We start from the raw sequence: 23,010 nt of genomic DNA on the forward strand, positions 1-23,010 counted from the left end.
GATCACCGCTGAGATAGATCGACCGGCGCATCGAAAACGTCGACGACACTGTCGGGGCCTTAATACCGCAGCAAAGCCGCTTCGGCCATTACGCCGGGGCCAAACGCCAGCACGACCGCTGGCCCCTCGCAACGCTGGGATTGATTTCGCTCCATCACAAACAAGACGGTCGCCGACGACATGTTGCCCAGGTCGTTCAAGACTTCGCGGGAGACCTGAGTGTGCGTCGCTTGAAGATGAAGCGCCTCCTCGACCGCATCGAGAATGCGCGGGCCTCCCGGATGGACAATCCAACGTTGGATGTCTTCGATCTTCAATCCTTGAGAGTTCAGCCACTGGCAGATCCATGATCGCAGATAGGTTTTGATGCAATCGGGAACCCCGCTGGTCAGCCGCATCTGAAATCCATGGTCGCCGATGTGCCAAGACATCTCGTCGTTGGTGTCTTCGATCAGGCAGGCTCCGGTCGCTTCGATCTTGCAGATCGAAGCCGAATGCGGATGCTTGGTTTCCCAGTTGGCACCCGCCGCGATGATGCTGCCCGAACCATCGGCGAACAGCGCGTTGCCAACCACGCCATCGAGGTCCCAACGCATGCGAAAGTGCAAACTGCAAAGTTCGACACAACACATCAACACACAGGCGTTGGGATCGGCTGCCGTGAGACCTTGGACGGTTCGCATCCCGTTGATCGCACCGTGACATCCCATGTAACCGACGTGAACGCGCTGCGTCGTCGATGGCATGCCAAGCAATTGGATCAGGTCGATATCGACGCCGGGCGCGGCAAAGCCAGTACAGGAAACGGTGACCAGGTGCGTGATGTCGCCGGGCAGCACCGCCGCGTCGTGGATCGCAGCGGTCGCCGAGGCGAGAGCCAAGGGAGTCGCATGTTTTTTGTACAGCGACATCCGCTGGGCTGTGGTGGGACCGTCGCCGCCAGTCCCCGATTCGTTGGATTCGCTGTCGGATTTGTGCCAGTGGTACCCGAGCTCGTACGGGATCACTGTCCGCCGCGATGACACGCCCGATTTGCGAAACAGCGTCCTCAACAAACGCTTCTGCTTGTCGGTCTCGCAGATCACGTCGGTGCTGAGAGCGAGCGCATCCTCTTGGCTAACAACTTCTGGAGCTTGCGCCGTCCCCAGGCCAATGATCGAACATGTCATGCTGCCGCTCCCGATTGATTTGTCGTACCACAAACTGCCCCAACGAAGGAGCAACGTTAACGACTCTCAGCAAACCACGTACCAGCTTCGGGTATCGCAGCGTCCGCGCGAAGGCGTGGCACCAGTATTGTTGGGTGATAACCAGGTCTTCAGTGGCTATCCCCCAGCGTTTGACATAACTGGCGTCCCAGCGTTTCGCAGCCGCTGCGGCCAGCGGAGCCACGCTGCGGCCACCGCGGATCGCCCAGGCCATCCCTTCCCCTGTAAAAGGTTCAATATACCCAGCTGCGTCGCCGACGACGAACAATCGCTCGCACGCAACATTCTGCCGGCGGCGAGTCAACGTGGTCGTTCCTCGCCAAGTTCCATCCAACATTTCCTCGCTGACCGGAAACCCCGACTCGCGCAATATCGCCCCGCAAACCGCCGCCGCCGATTCGCCCCGCAACGCTTGGCGATCGATCGCCGCAGCGATATTCAATTGCCCATGCTCGGTCCGCGATGCTCCCACATATCCATTAGCCGCCACCGCCATGTAGATCGTTCCCTCCCGGTAGGCGCGAGGATAGTTGGAGGTGGAGATCCCAAACCCCACCCGCGATTCGGGTTTGGCAACCACCTGCATCTGCGGCTGTGGGATGTGTTGATCGCTCGCCAACCCGGTCGCCATGACGACGATCCGACCGCGCAACGCGACGTTTCCAGCCGGATCCGACAGCTGGCGATACTCGCCCTCTCCGCCGCCGGTTGCTGGAGAATCGCTATCCACCCGTAGAGTCACGCCGGACAAGAACTCACATCCCGCCGCGATCGCCTGTTCGACCAACACCGCGTCCATCGCGCGACGACTGATCGAAAGGCCCCCCGGAAGATCGAGGGTCACTGACCGCAAGCCCGATCGCAATTCGTAAGCCCCCAGCGGCAAGGCTCCCGCTCGCATGATCGGTTCGAGCACCCCTAAAGCTTTCAAGCCAGCCACGGCATCGTTATTCAGGCAGGCACCGCAAACCTTGTCCCGCGGAAACGCTTTCCGATCGACCAACAGCACGCTAGCTCCGCGGCGAGCGATCCCGATCGCAGCGGTCGCCCCCGCAACCCCCGCACCTACAACGACAACATCCCAAATTCGCCCGCTTGCCGTCGTCAGGTCGATCGTGGCGTCCATTAAGACCGTTCCCAAGTCATCAGCAACCGCTGCGGCCAGATGTTTTTCAAAACCATCCCCTGCAGCCCCCCCCGATCGGCGAGCTCCCTCAATTCAGAACGCGTGAACGCCCCCTGAACCGACAGCGGTCCGTCGACATGGCAGATCCGGCTGCGCGTCAACAACCGAATTCCAGCCCAGCACATCAGATAACCGAACTGAGTTCGCAACAGATCGCTGATCACGATCAATTTCGCTCCGCTGTCGCGCATCGCGGACAACAATTGAATGACTTCGGGAGGATCGAAGTGATGCAGGAACAACGAACAACAAATCACGTCGTAGCCCGCGGGCAACGGATCAGCCAAAACATCCGCTTTCAGAAAGTTGACCTGCAATTTCCGTGCGTCGGCCCGTTGTTGAGCGTACGCGAGCGCCACGTCGCTCATATCGCAACCGTCGACCGCAACCGGCAACCCCGACTGCTGCGAGCGCTGCGCCAATCCGATCGCCACATCGCCGCCACCGCTGGCAACGTCCAGCACGCGAATCGGTCCTCCCGATCGATGAGCCAGGTTTGAAATCGGCCCCCATAGTGAGGAAGCCGTTCCGCTGAACGCATTAACCCGAGTCAGTCCTGCCAGTGCCTGATGATGCAGCGCCGGATCGAGATCGGGCTGATCCATCAATTCCGGTTCGCGGCGTCGTTCTTTCAACCATCGTGTTACCATGGCAATCGACAAACTCCCCACTGGCCGTGGTTCTCGTCGACACCGACTTCGATCGTGCGAATCGCGTCGCCAAACTTCGAACGAGTCTGCTCGCGAACGCGTTGGGCGATCACTCGGGCCAACTCTTCAGCCGTTGTGTTGATCACCGGCAGCACGATGCAGTCTTCCTTCGGAAAGACCCACCGCCGCTCACGGAACCGCGCAACAATTTCGCCATCTTCCTCTTGGACCTTGATCTCGGCATGATCGCGGGGCAGTAGGACATGATGGTCCAATTGCAAGGTTTCATGCAGCACCGCATCGCGGAGGGCGATGAAGTCGACGACGTATCGATTTGCATCCAACGGTCCTTCGACAGCGACCTTCACGCCGTAGTTGTGGCCATGCAGGCGTTCGCAAACATCCCCGGCAAAAGTTATGAAATGAGCCGCAGAAAAGACAAACGCCTCTTTGCTGACCTCGACACGGTAACTGGCAGAATCGTCCATCGGTCCCCCATGATCGCACTGGATGCGGATTAACAGATCGCGACCTTCGCCGGTCAAACATCACTCAAAAGAGCGATCGCGAACAACAAGCATTGAACCGCGCGATGCCTACCTATTGCAATAGCCGCCCGCAGCGACCGTCAGCCACGCGAAAGATTCTCGATTTACAATTCGATCGTGCGACACGGCCTAAAGGCTTCGTAGCGGGCCAGCTGAACGAACAACTGCCCGGCGGCGTCGGGAGCCGTTGTTCCGGCATCGCGATCACTTTGCAAGGCGGCTCGATAGATTTGCGTCAACCGATCGGCGAGCGCCGATTCGTTGAACGCTTCGGCCGCTCGATGCGCGTTGGCAGCGAGATGCGGCTGCGGGTCGCCGGGTGCTGCGGGCAGGTCGTGCATGATGGGATTGGCGTCGCGAATTTGGCCAGCCAGCTTGCGATCGGACTTCGCCGCGGCGATCGCTCGCGCCTGCAGACCGATCGGCAAACGGGCAAAGTCGATGTCGCCGACGATCGGCCCGCGATCGACCGACTCCAAATCCAAGGCGTCGATAAAACCATCGGGCAACCAACCCCAAGCTGCACAATAGGCTTCCCAGATCTGTGGCTGAGCCGATTGCCCGATCACAGCGGCTGGGATCGAAAGCGACGGCGAAAGGCCCGGGAATTCACATCCGGCGGCGCGTAGGTCGTCGGTCACCGCCGGAAGGTCGCGACCTCGCAGCGGACGTCCGGCCAACATGGCTTCCAGAAAAACAGACGCTCCGTTTTCGGCGACGCTCGACGTGAACAAGAAATCGGCCGCGGCCAGCAATTCGCCTCGCGAGATCCCTTCGACAAGCTCCGCATCGAACCGCACCGGCAGTTGCTGGTTGCGGGCGAAGGTCGACCACATCGCGTACATCTTTTGATCGATCGGATCGGTGGGGGGCGCCGCGACGGCAAACGTCGCATCGTCGCAAACCGCACTCCACAGCAGCAGCTCGCCGATGTTCTTGGCTCGGCTGCCACATGCCGGATAAATCCCCAGCGGCTTGTCCGCATCGAGATCCAACGCCGCGGTCAACTTGCGTTTTGCCGCCGCGCGATCGAGTTGGCTTTCAGGAATCGCCGGCGCGATCGGGGGCAATCGATGCAACACCGCATCAGCAACGCCCATCGCGGACAACAGACTGCGATCGCGCTGCGTCGCGGCGACGTAATGCAAATTGGCAGCTTGCGGATAGAGATGGCGTTCGACCCGATCGGGCGTCTGTGTGGCGAGCGACTGGAGCCAGCGTTGATAGTTTGCGGACGAATAGTCTTCGGCGAAATCGTGGATCTGCAACACGATCGGCCAGCCCGCGTCGGCCAACTGAGCGACAGCTCCCGGAAGCAACAGGTGCTCACCGAGACTGTGGTTATGAAAATGGAGCAGGGTGTCGTCGCACGAACCACCGGCAGCGGTGATCGCTTGGGCGATCTGGTCGGCTGCAACTTGTGCCTGATCTATCGACGAAGAATCATCCGAGAGAGCGTCGACTGAAATCGCATCGACGGGAAAGCGAAGGCTTTGCAAATCGGAAAGGCCCGCGTCGCGACCACCGTGCAGCAACAAAACCCGATCGATCGGAAGCTGACTGGCGGCCAAAGCTTGCAAATGATTTAGAACCACTTGCGTGACATCGCCACGATCAAAGTGATTGTGGAGGACGGCAAGTTTCATCTGCGACCAAGAAAGAGTTTAAGAATAGTGCGGGCGAGAGGAATCGAACCTCCACTCCCTTGCGAGAACAAGAACCTGAATCTTGCGCGTCTGCCAATTCCGCCACGCCCGCATGTCTTCAAAAACTGTTGCGTCGTTTTCACGACGCCAATTGTTTTCCGATCTTATTGTTTCGGAAACAATCGTTCAATGCTTGATTTAATTTAACCAAACCATCGCAAACGATGGAAGGCATTGTCTGGAAATCTGCGATTTGAGCCGATCCGGCAAAACCACAGCACCAGGTTTTCGCCGATTGTAGATTCGATGAAGGTATCCTGTAAACCATGCTTTCGGATCTTTTTTCCGCAGCGGTGCCAGGAACGTTCGACGTCGCATCGGGAACGGCAAAATCGAGCCGCCGTCAGCCACCTACCAATCCTTGGCCACCGGTTCGCGCGTCAAGCGTCGACTGCGTTCCTGGTCGCGACGCCGCTGGGCCTCGCGGTCGCGAACGGCCTGCAAAAAGCTAGACGAATCCATCTGCGGCTGTTCGCCCTGGTCGGACTCCTGCGGCTGTTGCTCTTGCTGGTCCTCGCCCGAATCCTGCGGTTGGTCGTTCGGATCCGACTGCGGCGGCTGCAATAATTGCAATGCTTCGACCAGCTTGGTCAACGCCTCATCTTGATGTTCTCTCGCGGCTTCGACCTGCGGATCCGCTTCGGTTAACGCATCGCCAACGGCTTGCATCGACTGCATCCCCGCGGTCACCAATCCCGCCGCCTCGCGATAACGTTGGCCGGCCTGTTCAAATTCTTCGGTCTGCTGAGGCGACAACTGATGGCCGGCCGGCGACTCCGGCGACTGTTCCGCTTGTTTGTTTAACGCGTCGGCGATCTGCTGCGCCTTGTTGCTCAGTTCGGCTTGCTCCAACGAGATCGGCCCCAGCTGACGCATCGCCGCCGGATCGTCCTGCAGACCGGCAATCTGTTGCGTTTCGTCGTTCAATTGAGCCTGCTGCATCGCGGCTTCGCGAAGATGTTCGACGACGGAGAAAAACAGCCGGCGGAGCGCTTCCAAATGCTCGACCGCTGCCTGAGCGTGACCGCTGGGCAACGCAAACGGCTCGCTCACCGCGGGCTGCGGTTCCACCGCCGCTTCGTCGGCGTCAGCTTTCTCGGGATCTTCGCTCTCCGCTTCCTTCAGCTCAGTTTTCTTCGGCTCCGGCTTCTCGGCTTCCGCTTCTTTATCTGCTTCCTTCTCCACGTCCTCCGATTCGGACTCGCTTGGCTCCACAGATTCCTTCGGCTCCTTTGACTCCTTTGACTCAGCAGCTTCCTTTGGTTCCTCTTTCGGCTCCGCTGGCTCTTCCGATTCCTTTGCTTCCTGTTTCGATTCGGCAGCCGGAACTTCAGCTTCTTCCGCCGTCACCTCAGCTAACGTTCCCAACACCTTGGTCATTTCGGCTTTTGCTTTGCCAGCCAACTCCGCAGCGAGTTCGAAGCGTTGCAGTTCGGCGGCGGGATCGGGCGCGTCGTCGGTTGGCGGCGTTGCCGGATCAGCGTTCGCGGCGGCGGAGAGCGTCTGTTGCTGCTTGGCGATCAATTCCGATAAGCGATCCAATCGCGTGCGGTTACGCGTTTGCAGCGGTTCGACGAGCGTTTGCCGCTGAGCGATGTCGGCTTCGGTCAACGCTGGTGGTTCTTCCGTCAGGTCTTTCGGCGGCTCGGGCAAGCTGGCACTGGGATCCAGCATGGCGGCGATCTGCGTTTGCGTCGCATACGTCAATTCGATCAGCCCGCGGAGATCGAGGAACCGTTCGCGGGCATCGCTCAATTTCTCAATTCCCAGCCGCTGTTGATCAAGTGCAGCGCGATAGTCGGGAGTATCCAGGTCCTTCACCGCTTGTCCCATCGCTCGATCGCCAGCTTCCAGCGACGGCAGTGCTTCGCGAAGCGATTCCATGAAGGCAGCCGTTTCGTCGTCGGCCGCAGCATCCTGGTCTGGCGACGCCGCTGCATGCTGATCGGCTCCCGCTTTCAGACGCTGATACAATTCGGTGGTTCGTTCGCTGACCGATTGCTGCCGTTCGCGAAGGTATTCTTGATTCAGCCAAGCCGGCGTGGTGGGGCTCGCTTCAGGGAGCGGACTCTTGGCCGATCCCCGTTCGCCATCCGCGGCGAGCAGCGCGGTTCCCTGGGCGGCAGTCGTGGCATCGGTCAAGATCTGATCCAAGACTTCGACAGGCTGCCGCAACTGGTCGCGGGCCCGTTTCAGTTCTTCCAATGCCGAAGCGGATCGCCGAAACGCCCGCTCGGCTTGGCGCAACCGCATCTGGCTGCGAGCCCCGCCCATCCGTTGGTTCGCTCGATTGACGTAGTGCAGGACGTTGTTCAGTTGGGCCGCGCGGAGCTTCTGTTCGTCGGTTCGATCGGCTTCCGGTTTGCCGTCGATCACGTCCAGTTCCTCCCGCGCGACCTCGGTCAACGATTGCGCATCGGCCAATTGCTTTCGCTGCTCCACCGCCAGCTGCCGGAACTCGTTGCGAAACGCATCGGTCGCATTGGGATCGTCGATCGCGGAGATCCGTTGGACCAAGGCGACAGCGCTGCCAACCACCGCTCGCTGGGCTTCGATCAAGGCGTCGATCCGCTGCGTCACGTCGCGATCGTCCTGGTTCGCCAGTCTGTCGCGCAGCTCCAAGATCCGCCGCAGAACCACTTCCAGGTTATGCCGGGCCTGCATGTCGTCGTCGCGCAAACCGATCGCCATTCGAAACCAATCGGCTGCCGATTCGAGATGCCGCAGCGATTCGGCAGGCTTATCTTCCAGCAGTTCATCAGCGCGGCCGATCTCGACCCAGCCCATGTTGTACGTCGCCCGAAACCGCAGCTCGCCGTCGATCCCCGCGCCGCGGCGGGCCGCGACTAACAGACGCTCAGCCCCGTCGAAGTCACTTTTGATCTTTTCGATCCCTTCGTTGTAGAGCGAACGCGGATCGCGATCCTCCAACGAATCCTCCGCCTCGCCATCGGAATCCGAACTCGCCTCAACGGCTGCAGCAGCGGAGTCGTCGGTCGACAGTTGCGCGGCGACGGCTCGATCGTCCGCAGATTGAGTATCCTCGGCTGCCGATGCGGGGACCGTCATGCAGGTCCCAACGACCAGCAGCGCGATCGCGGCGGCGGCCTTTTGACCGGCCGGAAGCGAAGGGAGATCGAGCGTTTGCGATGCGGCAGCCGATCCGCCGGCCAAGACGGTTCCAGCCAGCAGGAAGATCAGTGCCGACAGTAGCGCCCACTGAAATGCTTCGTTGCGGACGGCGCGGCCACGATCGTCCAATTGCCCGCGCACCAGCGGCGCGATGTGAGCTTCGTAGATCGATTGCAGGTTCAAAACGCCAGTCCCGGCGGGAATGTAGGCTCCCTGCGTCGCTAGCGCCATGTCGCGGAGCGTCTGGCCGTCGAGGCGCGTGACAACGGTATCGCCGTTGGCATCGCGAACTGTCTCCTGGACACCGGTTTTCGGATCGGTGATGCGGATCTCGCTCCCCGATTCGTCCCCCAGACCGATCGCCAAAATCTTGATGCCACGCTCGGCGGCCGCTTTCGCCGCGTCCAACGGATGCGAATCGTGATCTTCGCCATCGGTGATCAGGACCAGCAATCGGGAGACATCGCTTTCGCTGCGGAAGCCTTCGATCGCTTTGCGGATCGGTTCTTCCAACCGCGTTCCGCCCCGCCCAACGCTGTTGGGGCCCGCCCCTTCGAGGATCAACTTAAAGAAGCCGAAGTCGGGGGTGAGCGGACACAACACGCTGGCTCGGCCGGCAAACGCGATCAAGCCAACTTGGTCGCCGTCGAGATAGGTCAGCAGGTCGGCGAGTTCCGCTTTGGCACGTTCCAAACGGTTCGGCGCGGTGTCTTCGGCGAGCATCGATTTGCTGACGTCCAAGCAGACCATCACCTGAGCGCCGACGCGTGGCGTCTCTACATAATGCAGCCCCCACTGTGGCCGCATCAACGCGACGACGACGCTTAAACCCGCCAGTCCCAAGCAACCGATACTGGCCCAGCGTCGCAGCAGCGATGGGCGGCGGACCAATCGCGATTGCATCGCCGGTGACAACATCCGCGACAAGACGTCGCCGCGGCGTTGGTCCAGCCACAACAAAACCGCAACGGCGGCCAGGACGATCCAAATCGCCGCGGACCACTGAGGATTGGCAAAACGAAAATCAGACAACATCACGGCAGCGTCCTAAAGACCGTCGATCCCAACACAACCGCAGTTCCCATCAGGCACAGCCCCAGCAGAGCGAAGGTGCCATAATGTTCGGTGTACTGCAGATAACGAAACTCCGTCACCTTGGTCCGTTCCAAGCGATCGATCTGCCCGTAGATCTCGCCGAGCGCGTCGATGTCGACAGCTCGGAAATATTGACCGCCGGTGACGTCGGCGATCTCGGTCAACGTCTCTTCATCGATCTCGACCTCGGCGCGAACCAAACGCATCCGCCCAAACGGATCCTGCATCGGGATCGGGGCCAGCCCGTTGGTCCCCGCTCCGATACTGTAGACCTTGATATTATTGGCCGCCGCGACCTCAGCCGCCTCTTTCGGCACGATCGCCCCGGCGTTGTTGACGCCGTCGGTCAACAGGATCACGATCCGCGACTTCGCCTCGCTGCGCCGCAATCGTTCGACAGCAAGCGCCAGCCCGTCGCCGATCGCTGTTCCATCTTCATCCTCGCGGCGGACCAGTTCCAAATCGTCCAACATCGCCACCAGGTTGCCATGGTCCAACGTCAGTGGGCAGAGGCTGTCGGCGTAGCCGGCAAAGGCGATCAGCCCGATCGCATCGTCGGGGCGGCCCTTCCCGGCAGTCCCCTCGTCGCCCAATACAAACTGGCGGAAGACTTGTTTGACGACCTGCAATCGGTCGACGCTTTGATCGTCTTTAACGAGATCGCGGGCGTTCATCGAACTGGAATGATCGACGACCATCATGATCGCCACCCCTTCGCGGCTGATCCGCGTTTCGGCATCGGGCGTCCGCGGGCCAGCGATCGCGATCGACAGAGCGATCAACGTCAGTGCCATCAGAAGTGCAGGCAACTTGGCCAACCGAACGCGCACGCTGCGCGGGGCACTGTCGAGGATCGCCAACGACGAATAGACAAGCATCGACGGTCGCCGCGAGGCCCAGACAAAGACCAGCGGAGCCAGTAGCGCGAGCAGCAACAACCACGGATCGCGGAATTCGATCTCAGACATTCCGCACCTCCGTCGCCGCAGGTGTCTGCGGTTCGCTGTGCTGTGGTTCGTCCTGATCGAACTCCATCAGCGGCGCGTTCTCGCGAGTCTCTTCCAAGAACTGGCTGGCTGCGTCGATGCTGCGGGCGATGTCGGCATCGCTTGGCACCGCACCGGCGAACTTGACAAGATCGGCTTGGCGGAGGAACTCGCGGAGCAGCGATTGGTGGTCGCGGGTCATATCGGGTGAGGCTTGCAAGGAGTTCAAAAACTCTTCGGTCGTCAGCTCGGGAGCCCGCAGTTCAAACCGGTCCTCCAAATAATGGCGGACCAGATTCGACAGGTCGACATAAAACGTATCGATCTCATCGGCGGAGATGCGGGGCTGGCGAAGCAGTTGATCCAACCGCCATCGCGCGACTTCGTAGGCGCTCTTGCGGCGGCGACGGCGCTGCCAATCGGTATACGCTCGCCAAGCAAATGGCGTGGCGGCGGCGCAGACGGCGACCAGTGCCAGCACCCACGGCCAGCGAGCCGGCGCTGGGGGCTGACGCGGTTCGAGTCGCCCCAGCGGCGGGTTCAGGTCGGCGGCGACATCCTCGGGAAGAACCGATTGCACCGTGAAGGGGATCGCGTCGGTCAAGATTTCGTAAGCGTCGAAGCCTTCGGGAGCTTGCCGTTGGTCGGGGCGATTGTCGACGTATTCGATCAGGATCGGCGGGATCGCTTGTTTACCCGAACCGGCGGGTTGCAGCCGGTATTGCTGCGATAGGATCGTTTTACCCGCATCGTCGATCGCTTCGCGAGGGACAAAGTCGACGATCGCAAAGCGGTCCAGAGCTTCTCCGAATTCGGGCATCAGGACTTCGACATCCTGTTCCGCTTGGACCTCGATCCGCAGCGTGACCGGATCACCGATTAAAGGCTCTGGCGGATCCAACGAGATCGCGACCGAGACCGGCCCCGATTGGCTGACCTTTTCGATCGGTTGCGCCCAGCCGTCGCGGGGCGTGAGCGAACCGATGGCGATCGAGGCGACGAGCGCCAGAAAAAACGTAATTCGATTCAACGATGCATCCTCCGAGAACGCATACGAAAGAACCGCACCAAGGGATCGACGACGCTTTTCGAAGCGTCGATGTGGATGAAGTCGATGCCGGAGCTTCCGAATGAACGGCGCAGTTGATCGATTCGATCTTCGGACGCGGCGGCGACGTGATCTCGGAAGGCGACCGACCCGGTATCGTACCGCTGCACGCGGCCCGTTTCGGGATCGGCGACGTTGACCATGCCGACGTTAGGAATCTCTCGCTCCTTCGGATCGGTGATCAGCACGGCGATCACGTCGTGCTTTCGGTTGGCACTCTGCATCGCTTTTAAATAGCCGTCGTCCAGGAAGTCGCTGATCACAAAGCAGACAGTTTTTCGCGACGTCACCGACATCAGGAACTCCATCGCGCCGCCGACATCGGTCGCTTGTCGACCCGTTCGAAGCCAAGCCCGACGTCGACCGAAGGGCAACCAACGACGAGGCCGCTTGGCAGGCGTGGTCCCCGATTTCGTTTCGACGTTGCCGTGGGCAAGGACTTCGCGGACGACTCGCAATGAATGTTTCTGGCCCTTGCGGGGCGGAATATATTGGTCGATCCCGCCGTGGAACAGAGCCAACCCGACCTTGTCGTCGTTTCGCGTTGCCGAAAAAGCCAACAGCGCGGCCAGCTCCGCTGTCGCTTCGCGCTTCGACCGTGTGGCCGATCCAAAGTCCTGGGAGGCCGAGACATCGGCCATCACCATCAGCGTCAGCTGACGCTCTTCGACGTACCGTTTGACAAACGGTTCGCCCGTTCGAGCCGTCACGTTCCAGTCGATCGTGCGGACATCGTCGCCGGGGACATAAGGGCGGACTTCGTCGAATTCGATGCCGCGTCCTTTGAAGACCGAGACGTATTGTCCGGCCAGCACATCGGCGACCTGACGCCCGGTTTGGACTTGGATTTCGCGGACTCGGCGGATGATCTCTCGAGGTAACATGCGTCGATCGTATGAGGAAAGGGGGATCGAATCAATGCGGCCCCAACGGGAAAAAGGTTCGCTAATTTTTGATTTTTCGCAAGACCGCAAGCAATCCCGGCGAACCACTTTCACGTACGTTAAAGGCAGACATCGCACCTTGGATCCCCTTTAACGGAACGCCTGGACACGTCGCGGCCAGGGGCTCCTAGGCCGTCCACCAAGGGGTGGATCGACGCCACTGCTGGGTCCCAAAAGCTCGGTTGACCCGATTTAATGTCGATCTATATTTCAGTCTCTCCATCGTCTCGGATGGATTCTATGCCGCAACCTTCGTGGTTTGCCGGCTCGGCTCATCCGCGGTTCCGCCGCAGCGATGGCCTGTATTCTTGTTTCTTTGATCGCGGATGGTCGACGTTGGGTGCGTTTGCAGCACCTTCCTGAATGTCAACCTATCGACCCTTGGCGATCCCTATATGGATTTGAAATGCTCAATTTCTTTGCTCGCCAATCCAGTTCTATCAAGAACGATGTCCTGTCGGGCGTCACCGTCGCGTTGGCCTTGGTTCCCGAAGCGATCGCGTTTGCATTTGTCGCAGGCGTCTCGCCCCTGATCGGCCTCTATTCCGCATTTTTCATCGGTTTGATCACCGCTGCGTTTGGCGGCCGTCCGGGAATGATCTCCGGTGCAACCGGTGCGATGGCAGTCGTAGTGGTGGCGTTGGTCGCCCAATATGGCGTCGAATATCTGTTCCCAACCGTCATCCTTTGCGGACTGCTTCAGATCGCGATCGGCATCGGCCGCTTGGGCAAGCTGATTCGGATGGTGCCGCATTCGGTGATGCTCGGTTTTGTGAACGGTCTAGCGATCGTGATCGGCTTGGCTCAACTGGGCAGCTTCAAAACACTCTCTCCCGCGGGCGACTTGGTTTATCTGACCGGGCCACGCTTGGGAGTCATGTTGGCATTGGTAGCATTGACGATGGGCATCATCTGGTTGTTGCCTCGCTTGACCCGCGCGGTTCCCGCGTCGCTGGTCGCGATCTTGACGGTAACGCTGTTGTCGATCGCGATCAATCGCTCGGCCGACACCGAGGGAAATATGTTGGCAACCGTCGGTGACATGTTGCGAACCAATACACAAGCTGCCGCGATCGCCGAAGCCAAAGCGGACGCGATGGCATTGGATTCGACGATGCCCGTGGTACACAACGTCCGCTTTGCTGCCGCCGACGAAGCCGTCGCCGCGAGCACAGCGGTGTCGATCGACCCAACGGTTGTTGGCGAAGCGGCAACCGAAGAATCGGGGATCAGCGGTGGCCTGCCACGGCTGTTCTTCATGGAATACGAAATGGTCCCGATGAACTTCGAAACACTGCGAATTATCCTGCCGTTTGCCGTCGTCTTGTGCGGCGTGGGGCTGATCGAATCGCTGATGACGCTGACCTTGATCGACGAGATCACCGAAACACGAGGTAAAGGAAATCGCGAATGCATCGGACAGGGAGCTGCCAACATGGTCTGTGGCCTGTTCGGCGGAATGGGTGGTTGTGCGATGATCGGCCAGTCGTTGATCAACGTTAACTCCGGCGGCCGCGGCCGGCTGTCGGGAATCACCGCGGCGGTCTGCCTGCTGTTGTTCGTCTTGTTCCTGGCTCCGTTGATCGAACAGATCCCGATGGCCGCATTGGTCGGCGTGATGTTTATGGTCGTGATCGGAACGTTCGAATGGGCGTCGTTAAAGATGGTCCGCCGGATGCCACGAAGCGACGTGTTTGTGATGATCCTGGTCTCGGCTTACACCGTCTTCATGCACGATCTGGCATCGGCGGTAATCCTGGGCGTGATCGTTTCGGCACTGGTCTTCGCCTGGCAACACGCGACTCACCTGGGGGCCGAAGTCAGCCTCAACGAACAGGGGGGCAAGATCTATCAATTGCACGGTCCGCTGTTCTTCGCTTCGGTCTCGTCGTTCAAAGATCTGTTCGACGTCGCCAACGATCCCGAAGACGTCGTGATCGATTTCTACTTCACGCGGGTCTACGATCAATCGGGGCTTGAAGCGATCAACACGCTGGCGGAAAAGTACGAAAGCTGCGGAAAACGTTTGCATCTGACGCACTTGAGCAGCGAATGCCGGACGCTGTTGGACAAGGCGGGGGATCTTGTCGAGATCAACCTGTCGGAAGATCCTCAGTATCACATCGCGACCGATCGCCTGGCGTAGTCCGCCGGCGAGTGGTCCACAACAGGCCCCCGATGCCGACTTCGACCGCCAGGAAAACAAGCCTGGCCAGGATCGCAGCGACCAGGGCGGGGACCAGTCCAAAGCGGGGAGCCAGCAGAGTTGAAAGAACCAGCTCTCGGACTCCCGCTCCACCGGGCAGCAGCGAGATAAATCCGGCGACCATCGCCAGTGCGATCGCTGCAGTGGCAAGCATGTAATCCTGCCAGGTGAAGGCGTCGACCGTCGCGCCGGGCGTCGCTTGGATCAGCAGTGCGAAGGACCATCCGATCGCGGTCCACATCAACAGCATCCAGCCCCAGCCGCAGCCGATCAAACGCCAGTCGATCCCGGCGTCGTCGAGCCCCTTATCGCTGCCGAATCGCGATTCGGAAATCTTGCGAACGACAAACCGGAACAGCGAAGGCAATGTCGGGACCGCGGCGCACGCCGCCAGGCCGATCGCCAATAACGTGATTCCGGTCGGCATCCGCAGACAGACCACAAAGACTCCCGCAACGGTCCCGCCGACGGCCATCATCAACAGTGTCTCGATAAACGCGGCGACCACGGCAACGCCAGCGCGAACATTGGGCCCCGCGATAGCGCCGGTCCGCAACACGACAACCATCGCTTTGCCCGGAACGTATTTGCCCATGTGGCCGAGGATGTGGGCGCGGACGGCATCGCCCAGCCGCGGATGTTGCTTCATATGGCGGAGCACTTGATGAAAGAAGAGTGCCGCGGGAAACAGGCTAGCCAAATAGACAGCCGCCGCGGCGGCGACTCGCCACCAATCGATCGCGGCCAGACGCGGCTGCTGTGATACCCAGCGCTCGCGCCGCGCTTGCAGATCGGCCCGCGCGGCGGGATCGGTCGTGCTTTCCAGTTGCTGGTCAAGATCGGCGATTTCACCGCGAATACGATCTCGATGTTCCGCCAATTCGCCGGCGGCCGATCGAATTGTGTGCGCCAGCCCGACGACAACCGCCAGCGCGATGGCGAACTTTGCGATTCGCAACAGCACCGTTTTTCGAGAGGGACGGGGCCGAGAACCGGCGGCGTTTTTGGATTTCACAAGCGAATCAATCTGTCAGTGCGTTGCATGCGGCGGGTAAAACGGGACAATTCCAGTCTACTCGATTCATCATCTTTAACTGAAGACGACCGACCTATGACCGATTCCGAAAACGCCGACTTGCCGCGATTTGGTATGTATCGATTCATTTCGATTGCGGTCTTGATCGTGGTGATCCTGGTGACAAGCCTGCTGTTCTACCGCGTGATGATCAACTTCTTCATCCCGCTGTTCCTCGCGGCGCTATTGGTCGTACTGTTCCATCCACTGCACGACTGGTACAGCAAACGCTTTCCCGGCCGTGGCCACACCGCTGCCACGCTGACGACTGCCACGGTCCTGTTAATCGTGCTGCTGCCCGGTTGCATTCTGTTGGGAATGGCCAGTGTCCAGGCGACGCGGATCGTTACCGAGATCAATCTAGGAAGCATCGACCTCGCGATCGCTCGCAGCCTGAAAGCCGTGGGGCTTGAGTTGCCCTGCGCGACCGAGCTGGAAGCTGTCGACGACCGTCTGATGCAAGTGAACCAGATGTTCGATCTGCAGCGCGAACATGTTCAAGTAGAGAAACAGTTAGCTCAGTTGAGGAACGAATTCGGCACTTTGGAACAAGCGCTTGTCAATCGGGACGGAGGCATCCACGCGGCCTACTTTGAACAAGTCTCCACCGATATCGACGAACTGAATACGTACCTTGCCGAAGCGGTTGCCAGCCTCGATGCGACGAACGTGGAGCCTGCCGCCGAGGTGGGCGAAGCGGCCGACGAGACCGATCCGACGGCTGACGAAATGGACGAACTGCTCCCGGCCAATCGCTTCCACATGGCGGTCGCCTCGATCACTCGCGACTATGGCAAGTTCAAGAACACAATCTCCGGCGGCCCGTTCCTGGGTCCGATCCGGCAGGCGGTTAATCCGACGCCGGAAAAAAGGGAGACTTGGATTCGCGAGGTGTTCCATTTCATCCAACCTCGCGTCGTTTCGGTGACGCAAGCGACCGCGGTCTTCGCCGCCAAAGCCCTGTTTGGATTGATGATCCTAACGATCTCGATCTACTTCTTCCTGCTCGACGGACCGGGGATGACCAAGACGATCATGGCGCTGTCGCCGCTGGACGATCGGTATGAAAAAGAACTGCTGATCGAATTCGATAAGGTCAGCCGAGCCGTGGTGTTGGCGACCTTCTTAAGCGCTCTGGCCCAAGGCGTGTTGGCGACGATCGGTTATTACGTCGCGGGGATCGAATCGATCGTGCTGTTGTTCCTACTGACCTCGTTCATGGCGCTGATTCCGTTCTTAGGAGCGGCTTCGGTTTGGGTGCCATGCTGTCTGTGGTTGGCGTTTGTACAAGACAACCTGCCCGCGGCGATCGGGCTTGGAATCTACGGGATGGTCGTCGTTTCGATGGTCGACAACATCATCAAACCGCTGGTGCTGAAAGGGCAATCGAACCTGCATCCACTGTTGGCGCTATTGAGCGTATTGGGGGGCGTGCAAGTCTTTGGACCGATTGGAATCTTGATGGGCCCGATGATCGTCGTCTTTCTGCAAACGTTGTTGGAGATTTTGAATCGCGAACTGCTGCACATGGATTCGCAGCACCCGGATTCAAACGTAAAGCCGGACACAATCGCTGTTCGCTGATTTTTTGAAACGCAGACTTGCGTCCCCCACCATCGGCAAGCATTCTTGTAGGCGATCGAACACCCGTTTGTTTTAGGAAATCTTGAATGTTGCTGAAGAATCGTTTTGTACAAAGTCTTGGTGGTGGTCGCTTGGAACAAGTGGGCACGGGACTCGTCTCGTTCTTGCAGCGTCAATCTCTCGGTGCGCACAAGTCTCCCGAAAAGATCGCGATGATCAAAAAAATGCGTCGCGACGTCCGGGGTGGTCCGCTGACAAATGAAGCGTTTTTATTGCATTCGCTCGCCAAAGCGCAGAGCAAGTTGGCGGGTGATTTTGCAGAGGTCGGCGTATTTCGCGGCGGATCGGCAAGGATGCTTTGCGAAGGAAAAGGGGACAAGGCGCTTCATTTGTTCGATACGTTTGCGGGCTTGCCCGAAGGGACCGATATCGATGGCGGGGTTTTTCGTCCAGCCCAGTATGCTTGCAGCAAAGACCGAGTGCAGGCGTATCTGAAGGATTGTAAAAACGTCCATTATCATCAGGGGCTGTTCCCCGATTCGGTCATCGATGATGAAGAGATCAAACAGAAGAAGTTTGCACTCGCCCATTTTGATGTCGATCTCTACGAAGGAACCAAAGCTTGCCTCGAGTTCTTTTATCCGCGGATGGTTCCCGGTGGGATTTTGATCTCTCACGACTATTCGATTCTCGATGGCGTGAGCGAAGCGTTCCATGAGTTTCTGGCCGACAAGCCGGAATGGTTGATCGATATCCCAACCACTCAGTGCATGATTGTGAAGCTGCCCTAATCACGGAATGCCACGGGGCGTCTGCCTGGAGACGCCCGCAATCGCTGTGCCTAGACTCGCAAGAAGATCCGCTGACGATACAGCCAGTAGGCGATCAGCCAGAAGACGATCATCGCACTGATGGGAGCGACCAACGCGCCCCACATTTGACTGTCGAATGCGCCCGGCAGTACGCGTTCGATCAGGCCGCCAAAGTGGGCTTCGACTCGCCCGGCGGTCCAGCCGCGAATCAACTGGCCCATCATATACATCAGCAGCGAATTGACGCCGATCACAACCAGCGGGAAGGCAAGCTTCCGCAGCGGCAACAGATCGAACAGCAGATAAAACAGGGCGAGCATCGCGATCACATAGCCGCCGCTGAAGAGAGTCCACGACGGCGTCCAGATCCGTTTGACGATCGGGCAGATCGTTTCGCCCGCTGCGATCCCCAGCCCATAGGTGACCGCTGCCATCAACAACAAGATGCCAAACTTGCGCCACGGCGAGGTTGGCTCGATCAACAGCCGGCCGCACAAGACGCCCAACAGCATCGTAGCCATCGATGGGATGAAGTTTAGGGTCACATAGCCTCCTTGGTTGCGAAGGAACTCTTCGTCGCGAGGCAACGCGTTGAGCAACCGCAGATCGACTTGATGTGCGATGTTGGCATTCTTGGACCACGGCTTCCAGGTTCCTTCAAAGACGGTCTCGGGCGTTGCCGCGACCGCATTGAAATCGTAGTTCGCCGGAAGGTCGTAGACTTTGAAGAACAGCCCGTAGCCGATCAGGATCAAGCCGATCGCAACGACTTGCCAGCCCCATCGCAGCGGCAGCATCAGATAGACAAAGAAGTAGCCCAGGCCGATCTGCGACAGCACGTTGACGAAGGTCCAGTTCGTCGCATCGCGACTGGCCGACTGCAAAAAGACGCCCAACAAGATCAGCACAACCGCGCGGATCAAGGCGTGCATGTGGCGGGAAAAATCGGACTGCCCCGAACTCTCGCGGCGAGCGAAGGAGAAGGGCATCGCGACGCCGACCATAAACATGAAGGCGGGCTGAATCAGATCCCAGGGGGAGACGCCATAGCGATGGAACTGGCTGATCCATTCGGGATGATGAAAGTACCAGCCGATGTTGGTCCAGATGCCGCGGTCCAGGATGTTCCAGATCGGAGCCGATTCGGGCAACGATGCCAAACGAGCGATCCCAAAACCGTTGGCGGCCAACAGCAACATGATGAAGCCGCGATAGGCGTCCAGCGAGACGAGACGTCTGGACGACGCGGCAGCCACGGGGGCGGCTGACATCTTCGGCGGCTGGGAACCGGGCAGACGACTCATCAAGCTTTCCGACGACGCGTTTTTCACGGTCGATGACATGAGGGGGAACTTTCGTTGCAGTGGGAGGACTGGAACTGGAGGGCGTTGCCGCTTTTTTAGCTTGGCTCATCGCGTTTGTAAAACGGATCGATGGTCGAGGATTCGGATTATGACGATTGCGACACGACACCGCAAAACCGTGCCAACCGATTCGAGCATTCGATGCGGCGAGGGAACCCGTAATTCCGATAACGTCAACGATCCCGGAACACCTTGCCCCACGCGGCGCGACATCGCGCGGGTTCCCCGTGGACGGTGAGGCGAGAGCCGGCGAACCGCTGCAGCCGTTGCGCCGCTTGCTGCAGCACCACTCCATCCCTCGATCCACCTCATGACCGCCCCGACGCCCCCCGCCGCCAATCGATCCCCGTCGACCGGGCGAGCGGTTGGTGCTGCGACATTGTTGGCGATCTTGGTCGTTTGTTTGATCGCGGCGACAGCCAGCAACTTCCGCCGCGAAACAGAGCCGCGGGAGAGTGCGTTGGGGGGAGATTTTCTGCAGGAATGGATCGGGGGACGGCTGGTCGCCCGCGGCGATGCCGACTTGCTGTACGACCCGGCAACGACCGACCAAATGCAGCACGACGCGGCGTTGGTGGGGTTCGAGTGGCCCGAGTCGGAGTATTATCCGATGGTCTATCCGCCCGCTTGGTACGCAGCGATCAGTCCGTTGTCGCGGATCGAATACCCGAACGCGTGTTGCGTCTGGCTGGCACTGTTGGCAACCAGTTTGCCGGCACTCGCTTGGCTGATGTCGCGAGGTTTACAGTTAAGAACGGGGCAGGTGGTTGCGATCCTGATCGGCCTGGTCATCTTTCCGCCGGCGATGCAGAGCCTGGTGATGGGACAGAAGAGTCTGCTGTGGCTGGGCGTTTGGGTCGGAGTGTTCGTATTGTGCCGCAGCGGCCGCGAGGGCTGGGGCGGGACGTTGTTTGGTTTGATGTTGATGAAGCCGATCGTGGTTCCCGTGATGATCGGAATGATGATTGTGCGGCGGCGATGGTCCTTTGTCTTCGCCGCCGCCGGGTCGGCCGCGACGATCGCAGCGGCGTCGTTGTTGTTTGTTCCGGTCAGCAGTTGGATCGACTACGTCGGCGTTGTCGCTGGCGTGGGAACGTATCATCAAACCGCAGGCTACTCCGCCGATCTCGCTCAGAATTTGGGAGCGTTGTTGTTGACAGCAACCGGCCCCCATCGAGCCGTCTACTGGGGCCTGTTTGCCGCCGGCGCGGCGATCGTGATCGTGCTGATGGGACGCGCCGCGCGAATCGGCCAAGCGCAAATCGCTTCGCCGCAGAGCGTTCCCCGGTTGGACGATCGGTTTTGGATCGCGACGGTGTTGGGGACGATCCTGTTGAGCCCTCACTACTTTGCCTACGACCTGACATTGCTGGGATTGCTGCCGATCGCGATCGCGTGCCAGGGCCGGTTGGGCGAAGCGATGCCTTGGATCGTCGCCTGTTTTATCGCGACCGCGGTCAACGATTCGGTCGTACAAACCCTTGGCTTTCCGCCAACGCCTGTCGTCTTGTTGGCGATGCTGGCGTGGTACGGTCGGCCGCCGATGACGCTAGTTGCTGGCTGTCCGGCGGGACGCTAGGCTGACCTTTTGCATTCATTTAACGCCCCTTTTATTCCAGGAACTACGCGTGGATCTTTCAGAGCTTCGACAAGAGTATGCCGGGCAACCATTGGATGTCGATTCGGTCGATCCGAATCCCTTCCAACAGTTCACCGCTTGGTTTGACCAGGCGTCGACGGCTGAACTGTTGGAACCCAACGCGATGGTTCTTGCGACAGTCGATGCCGACGGGCGACCGAGCCAACGCACCGTGTTGTTGAAGTACTTCGACGAATCGGGATTCGTCTTCTTCACGAACTACGGCAGCCGCAAGGCGCAACAGATCGCCGCCAACTCGCACGTCTCGTTACTGTTCCAATGGTTGCCGCTGCACCGCCAAGTCGAGGTAAGCGGCGTCGCGACGAAGGTCTCGTCGGCGGAATCACTGAAATATTTTCTGAAGCGGCCACGGGAAAGCCAGTTGGGGGCGTGGGTCTCGCGGCAGAGCGAAGTCGTCTCGCATCGCCAGTTGTTAGAGGCGAAGTTGAACGAGATGAAAACTCGCTTTGGCAAGGGAGAGATTCCACTGCCGAGCTTCTGGGGAGGCTATCGCATCGTCCCCACGCGACTCGAATTCTGGCAGGGAGGCCCCGGGCGACTGCACGATCGGATCGAGTTCCGTAGCGATGGCCAAGGGGGCTGGGGACGCAGTCGCTTATCCCCCTAAGTGAGTACCGGCTCTCGAGTTGCCGCAAAACCGGTGTGGTAATTGCTCGACGGGGCGGTGTAAGATGGATCGATTGACTAGGCCCGGACCGCTTCGTTAACCCAAACCCACCATTTTCGCCAATGTATCGAAAAGCATCTATTTCATCTGTACTGGCAGTTGGTTTTCTCGTTCTTTTGTGCGGTCGGGCAAACGCACAACAATCATGGGCCAAGGGGCTGTTTGTCGAAACCCAACATGATTTCGGAGCTGTCAGTAAGGGATCGAATGCCGAGTTCCACTTCGACTTCAAGAACACGCTCGACAAAGACATCCTGATCACCAAGTTGCGAACCAGTTGCGGTTGCACGCAGCCATCGATCGCCAAAGGTCGCATCGCGCCGGGCGAATCGGGGTCGGTGGTGGCGAAGTTCAATACAACTTCTTTTACCGGTCAGAAATCGGCGGTCGTGACCGTCGTGTTCGCTGAACCGGCGCATACCGAAGTGCAGTTAAACGTGTCGGGTTTTATCCGCACCGATGTCGTGGTCGAGCCCGCAGAAGTCAACTTTGGTTCGTTCCGCGATGGCGATGCGAAGCCGGTCACGCTGAAAATTTCTTACACCGGAAACCAGGCCTGGCAGATCCAGGATGTTCGCAGCCAATTCAGCCAGTTGCAGGTGTCGTTGCAACGACGTGAGAAGTCGGCTCGCGGAGTTTCCTATGAGATGAAGGTTGGTCTTCGAAAGGATGCACCGATTGGTGAATTCCGCGAACGCATGACGTTGATCACCAACGAAGAAAAGACGCCGACGATCGCCTTGGAAGTGATCGGCCGGGTCGAACCCGATCTGATCCTGACCCCGGCGTCGCTGAATCTCGGCTCGGTCCCCAAGGGGGGAATGGTCAGCAAACGATTGGTGCTTCGCGGCCCCGAGGCGTTTGAGGTCAAAGAGATCAAGTGCAAGGACCTGCGATTTCAGTTCACCAAGCCCGAGGGAAAGAAGAAGTTGCATTTCGTGAACGTGCAGTTCGCGTCGGGACAGGTTCCCGGAAAGATCTTCGATTCGATCGAGATTCAAACCGATCTCAACGGCGGCAGCGACGCAACCTGTTCCGTGTCGGGCGAAGTTTTGTAGTCGATCCCATCTTGCCAGGAG

17 protein-coding genes and 1 tRNA gene are annotated in these 23,010 nt (G+C 59.3%); 6 read left to right on the top strand and 12 right to left on the bottom strand.

The features are described 5' to 3' along the window. Window positions 1-59 precede the first annotated feature (59 nt). From EC9_RS09310 to EC9_RS09355, 10 genes are all read right to left on the bottom strand, one after another. Window positions 60-1,169 (bottom strand): type III polyketide synthase, encoded by a 1,110-nt coding sequence (locus tag EC9_RS09310; RefSeq protein WP_145344332.1) that lies wholly within the window; start codon window positions 1,167-1,169, stop codon window positions 60-62. Then, window positions 1,117-2,334 carry an NAD(P)/FAD-dependent oxidoreductase gene (locus EC9_RS09315; RefSeq protein ID WP_145344334.1) on the bottom strand — a complete coding sequence of 406 codons (1,218 nt, stop codon included), beginning with the start codon at window positions 2,332-2,334 and terminating at the stop codon, window positions 1,117-1,119. The genes EC9_RS09310 and EC9_RS09315 overlap by 53 nt, the downstream gene beginning before the upstream one ends. Continuing rightward, a complete protein-coding gene (locus EC9_RS09320; protein ID WP_218934695.1) occupies window positions 2,334-3,029 on the bottom strand; it encodes a methyltransferase domain-containing protein in 696 nt (231 codons plus the stop codon). Before EC9_RS09320 ends, EC9_RS09315 begins: the two co-directional genes overlap by 1 nt. An 8-nt stretch (window positions 3,030-3,037) precedes the next feature. Further along, entirely contained in the window at window positions 3,038-3,532 is a 495-nt protein-coding gene (locus tag EC9_RS09325; protein WP_145344338.1) for a 6-pyruvoyl trahydropterin synthase family protein, read from the bottom strand. Window positions 3,533-3,696: 164 nt separating this feature from the next. Next, window positions 3,697-5,238 carry a glycosyltransferase family protein gene (locus EC9_RS09330; protein ID WP_145344340.1) on the bottom strand — a complete coding sequence of 514 codons (1,542 nt, stop codon included), beginning with the start codon at window positions 5,236-5,238 and terminating at the stop codon, window positions 3,697-3,699. Window positions 5,239-5,266: 28 nt separating this feature from the next. After that, a tRNA-Leu gene (locus tag EC9_RS09335) sits at window positions 5,267-5,350 on the bottom strand. A 299-nt stretch (window positions 5,351-5,649) separates the two neighbouring features. Next, window positions 5,650-9,465 (bottom strand): VWA domain-containing protein, encoded by a 3,816-nt coding sequence (locus tag EC9_RS09340; protein WP_145344342.1) that lies wholly within the window; start codon window positions 9,463-9,465, stop codon window positions 5,650-5,652. Further along, complete coding sequence (locus EC9_RS09345; protein WP_145344344.1) at window positions 9,465-10,493, bottom strand: vWA domain-containing protein; 1,029 nt, start codon at window positions 10,491-10,493, stop codon at window positions 9,465-9,467. The genes EC9_RS09340 and EC9_RS09345 overlap by 1 nt, the downstream gene beginning before the upstream one ends. Further along, window positions 10,486-11,541: a hypothetical protein gene (locus tag EC9_RS09350; RefSeq protein ID WP_145344346.1), complete on the bottom strand. Its 1,056-nt coding sequence runs from the start codon at window positions 11,539-11,541 to the stop codon at window positions 10,486-10,488. The genes EC9_RS09345 and EC9_RS09350 overlap by 8 nt, the downstream gene beginning before the upstream one ends. After that, entirely contained in the window at window positions 11,538-12,503 is a 966-nt protein-coding gene (locus EC9_RS09355) for a DUF58 domain-containing protein (protein ID WP_145344348.1), read from the bottom strand. Before EC9_RS09355 ends, EC9_RS09350 begins: the two co-directional genes overlap by 4 nt. A 466-nt stretch (window positions 12,504-12,969) precedes the next feature. Here EC9_RS09355 and EC9_RS09360 point away from each other — a divergent pair, with 466 nt between their 5' ends. Beyond that, on the top strand, window positions 12,970-14,709 hold the full coding sequence (locus EC9_RS09360; protein ID WP_145344350.1) for a SulP family inorganic anion transporter: 1,740 nt from the start codon (window positions 12,970-12,972) through the stop codon (window positions 14,707-14,709). On the opposite strand, the gene EC9_RS09365 is transcribed toward EC9_RS09360, so the two are convergent. After that, on the bottom strand, window positions 14,657-15,733 hold the full coding sequence (locus tag EC9_RS09365; protein ID WP_218934696.1) for a lysylphosphatidylglycerol synthase domain-containing protein: 1,077 nt from the start codon (window positions 15,731-15,733) through the stop codon (window positions 14,657-14,659). The genes EC9_RS09360 and EC9_RS09365 overlap by 53 nt on opposite strands. 147 nt (window positions 15,734-15,880) lie before the next feature. Between EC9_RS09365 and EC9_RS09370 the strand changes: the two genes are divergently transcribed. Beyond that, window positions 15,881-17,428 (top strand): AI-2E family transporter, encoded by a 1,548-nt coding sequence (locus EC9_RS09370; protein ID WP_218934697.1) that lies wholly within the window; start codon window positions 15,881-15,883, stop codon window positions 17,426-17,428. An 86-nt stretch (window positions 17,429-17,514) separates the two neighbouring features. Next, complete coding sequence (locus tag EC9_RS09375) at window positions 17,515-18,219, top strand: TylF/MycF/NovP-related O-methyltransferase (RefSeq protein ID WP_145344356.1); 705 nt, start codon at window positions 17,515-17,517, stop codon at window positions 18,217-18,219. A 50-nt stretch (window positions 18,220-18,269) separates the two neighbouring features. On the opposite strand, the gene EC9_RS09380 is transcribed toward EC9_RS09375, so the two are convergent. Then, window positions 18,270-19,583, bottom strand: a complete 1,314-nt coding sequence (locus EC9_RS09380; protein WP_145344358.1) for an acyltransferase family protein — start codon at window positions 19,581-19,583, stop codon at window positions 18,270-18,272. Window positions 19,584-19,914: 331 nt separating this feature from the next. Between EC9_RS09380 and EC9_RS09385 the strand changes: the two genes are divergently transcribed. The 3 genes from EC9_RS09385 to EC9_RS09395 all read left to right on the top strand — a co-directional run bounded on the left by EC9_RS09385 (window position 19,915) and on the right by EC9_RS09395 (window position 22,989). Then, window positions 19,915-21,183, top strand: a complete 1,269-nt coding sequence (locus EC9_RS09385) for a glycosyltransferase family 87 protein (RefSeq protein ID WP_145344360.1) — start codon at window positions 19,915-19,917, stop codon at window positions 21,181-21,183. 49 nt (window positions 21,184-21,232) lie between these two features. Further along, a complete protein-coding gene (gene pdxH / locus EC9_RS09390; RefSeq protein WP_145344362.1) occupies window positions 21,233-21,871 on the top strand; it encodes a pyridoxamine 5'-phosphate oxidase in 639 nt (212 codons plus the stop codon). A 122-nt stretch (window positions 21,872-21,993) separates the two neighbouring features. Further along, window positions 21,994-22,989, top strand: a complete 996-nt coding sequence (locus EC9_RS09395; protein WP_145344364.1) for a DUF1573 domain-containing protein — start codon at window positions 21,994-21,996, stop codon at window positions 22,987-22,989. The last annotated feature ends 21 nt before the right edge of the window (window positions 22,990-23,010 follow it).

Source organism: Rosistilla ulvae (assembly GCF_007741475.1).
In the GTDB taxonomy this organism is placed as follows: Bacteria; Planctomycetota; Planctomycetia; order Pirellulales; family Pirellulaceae; genus Rosistilla; species Rosistilla ulvae.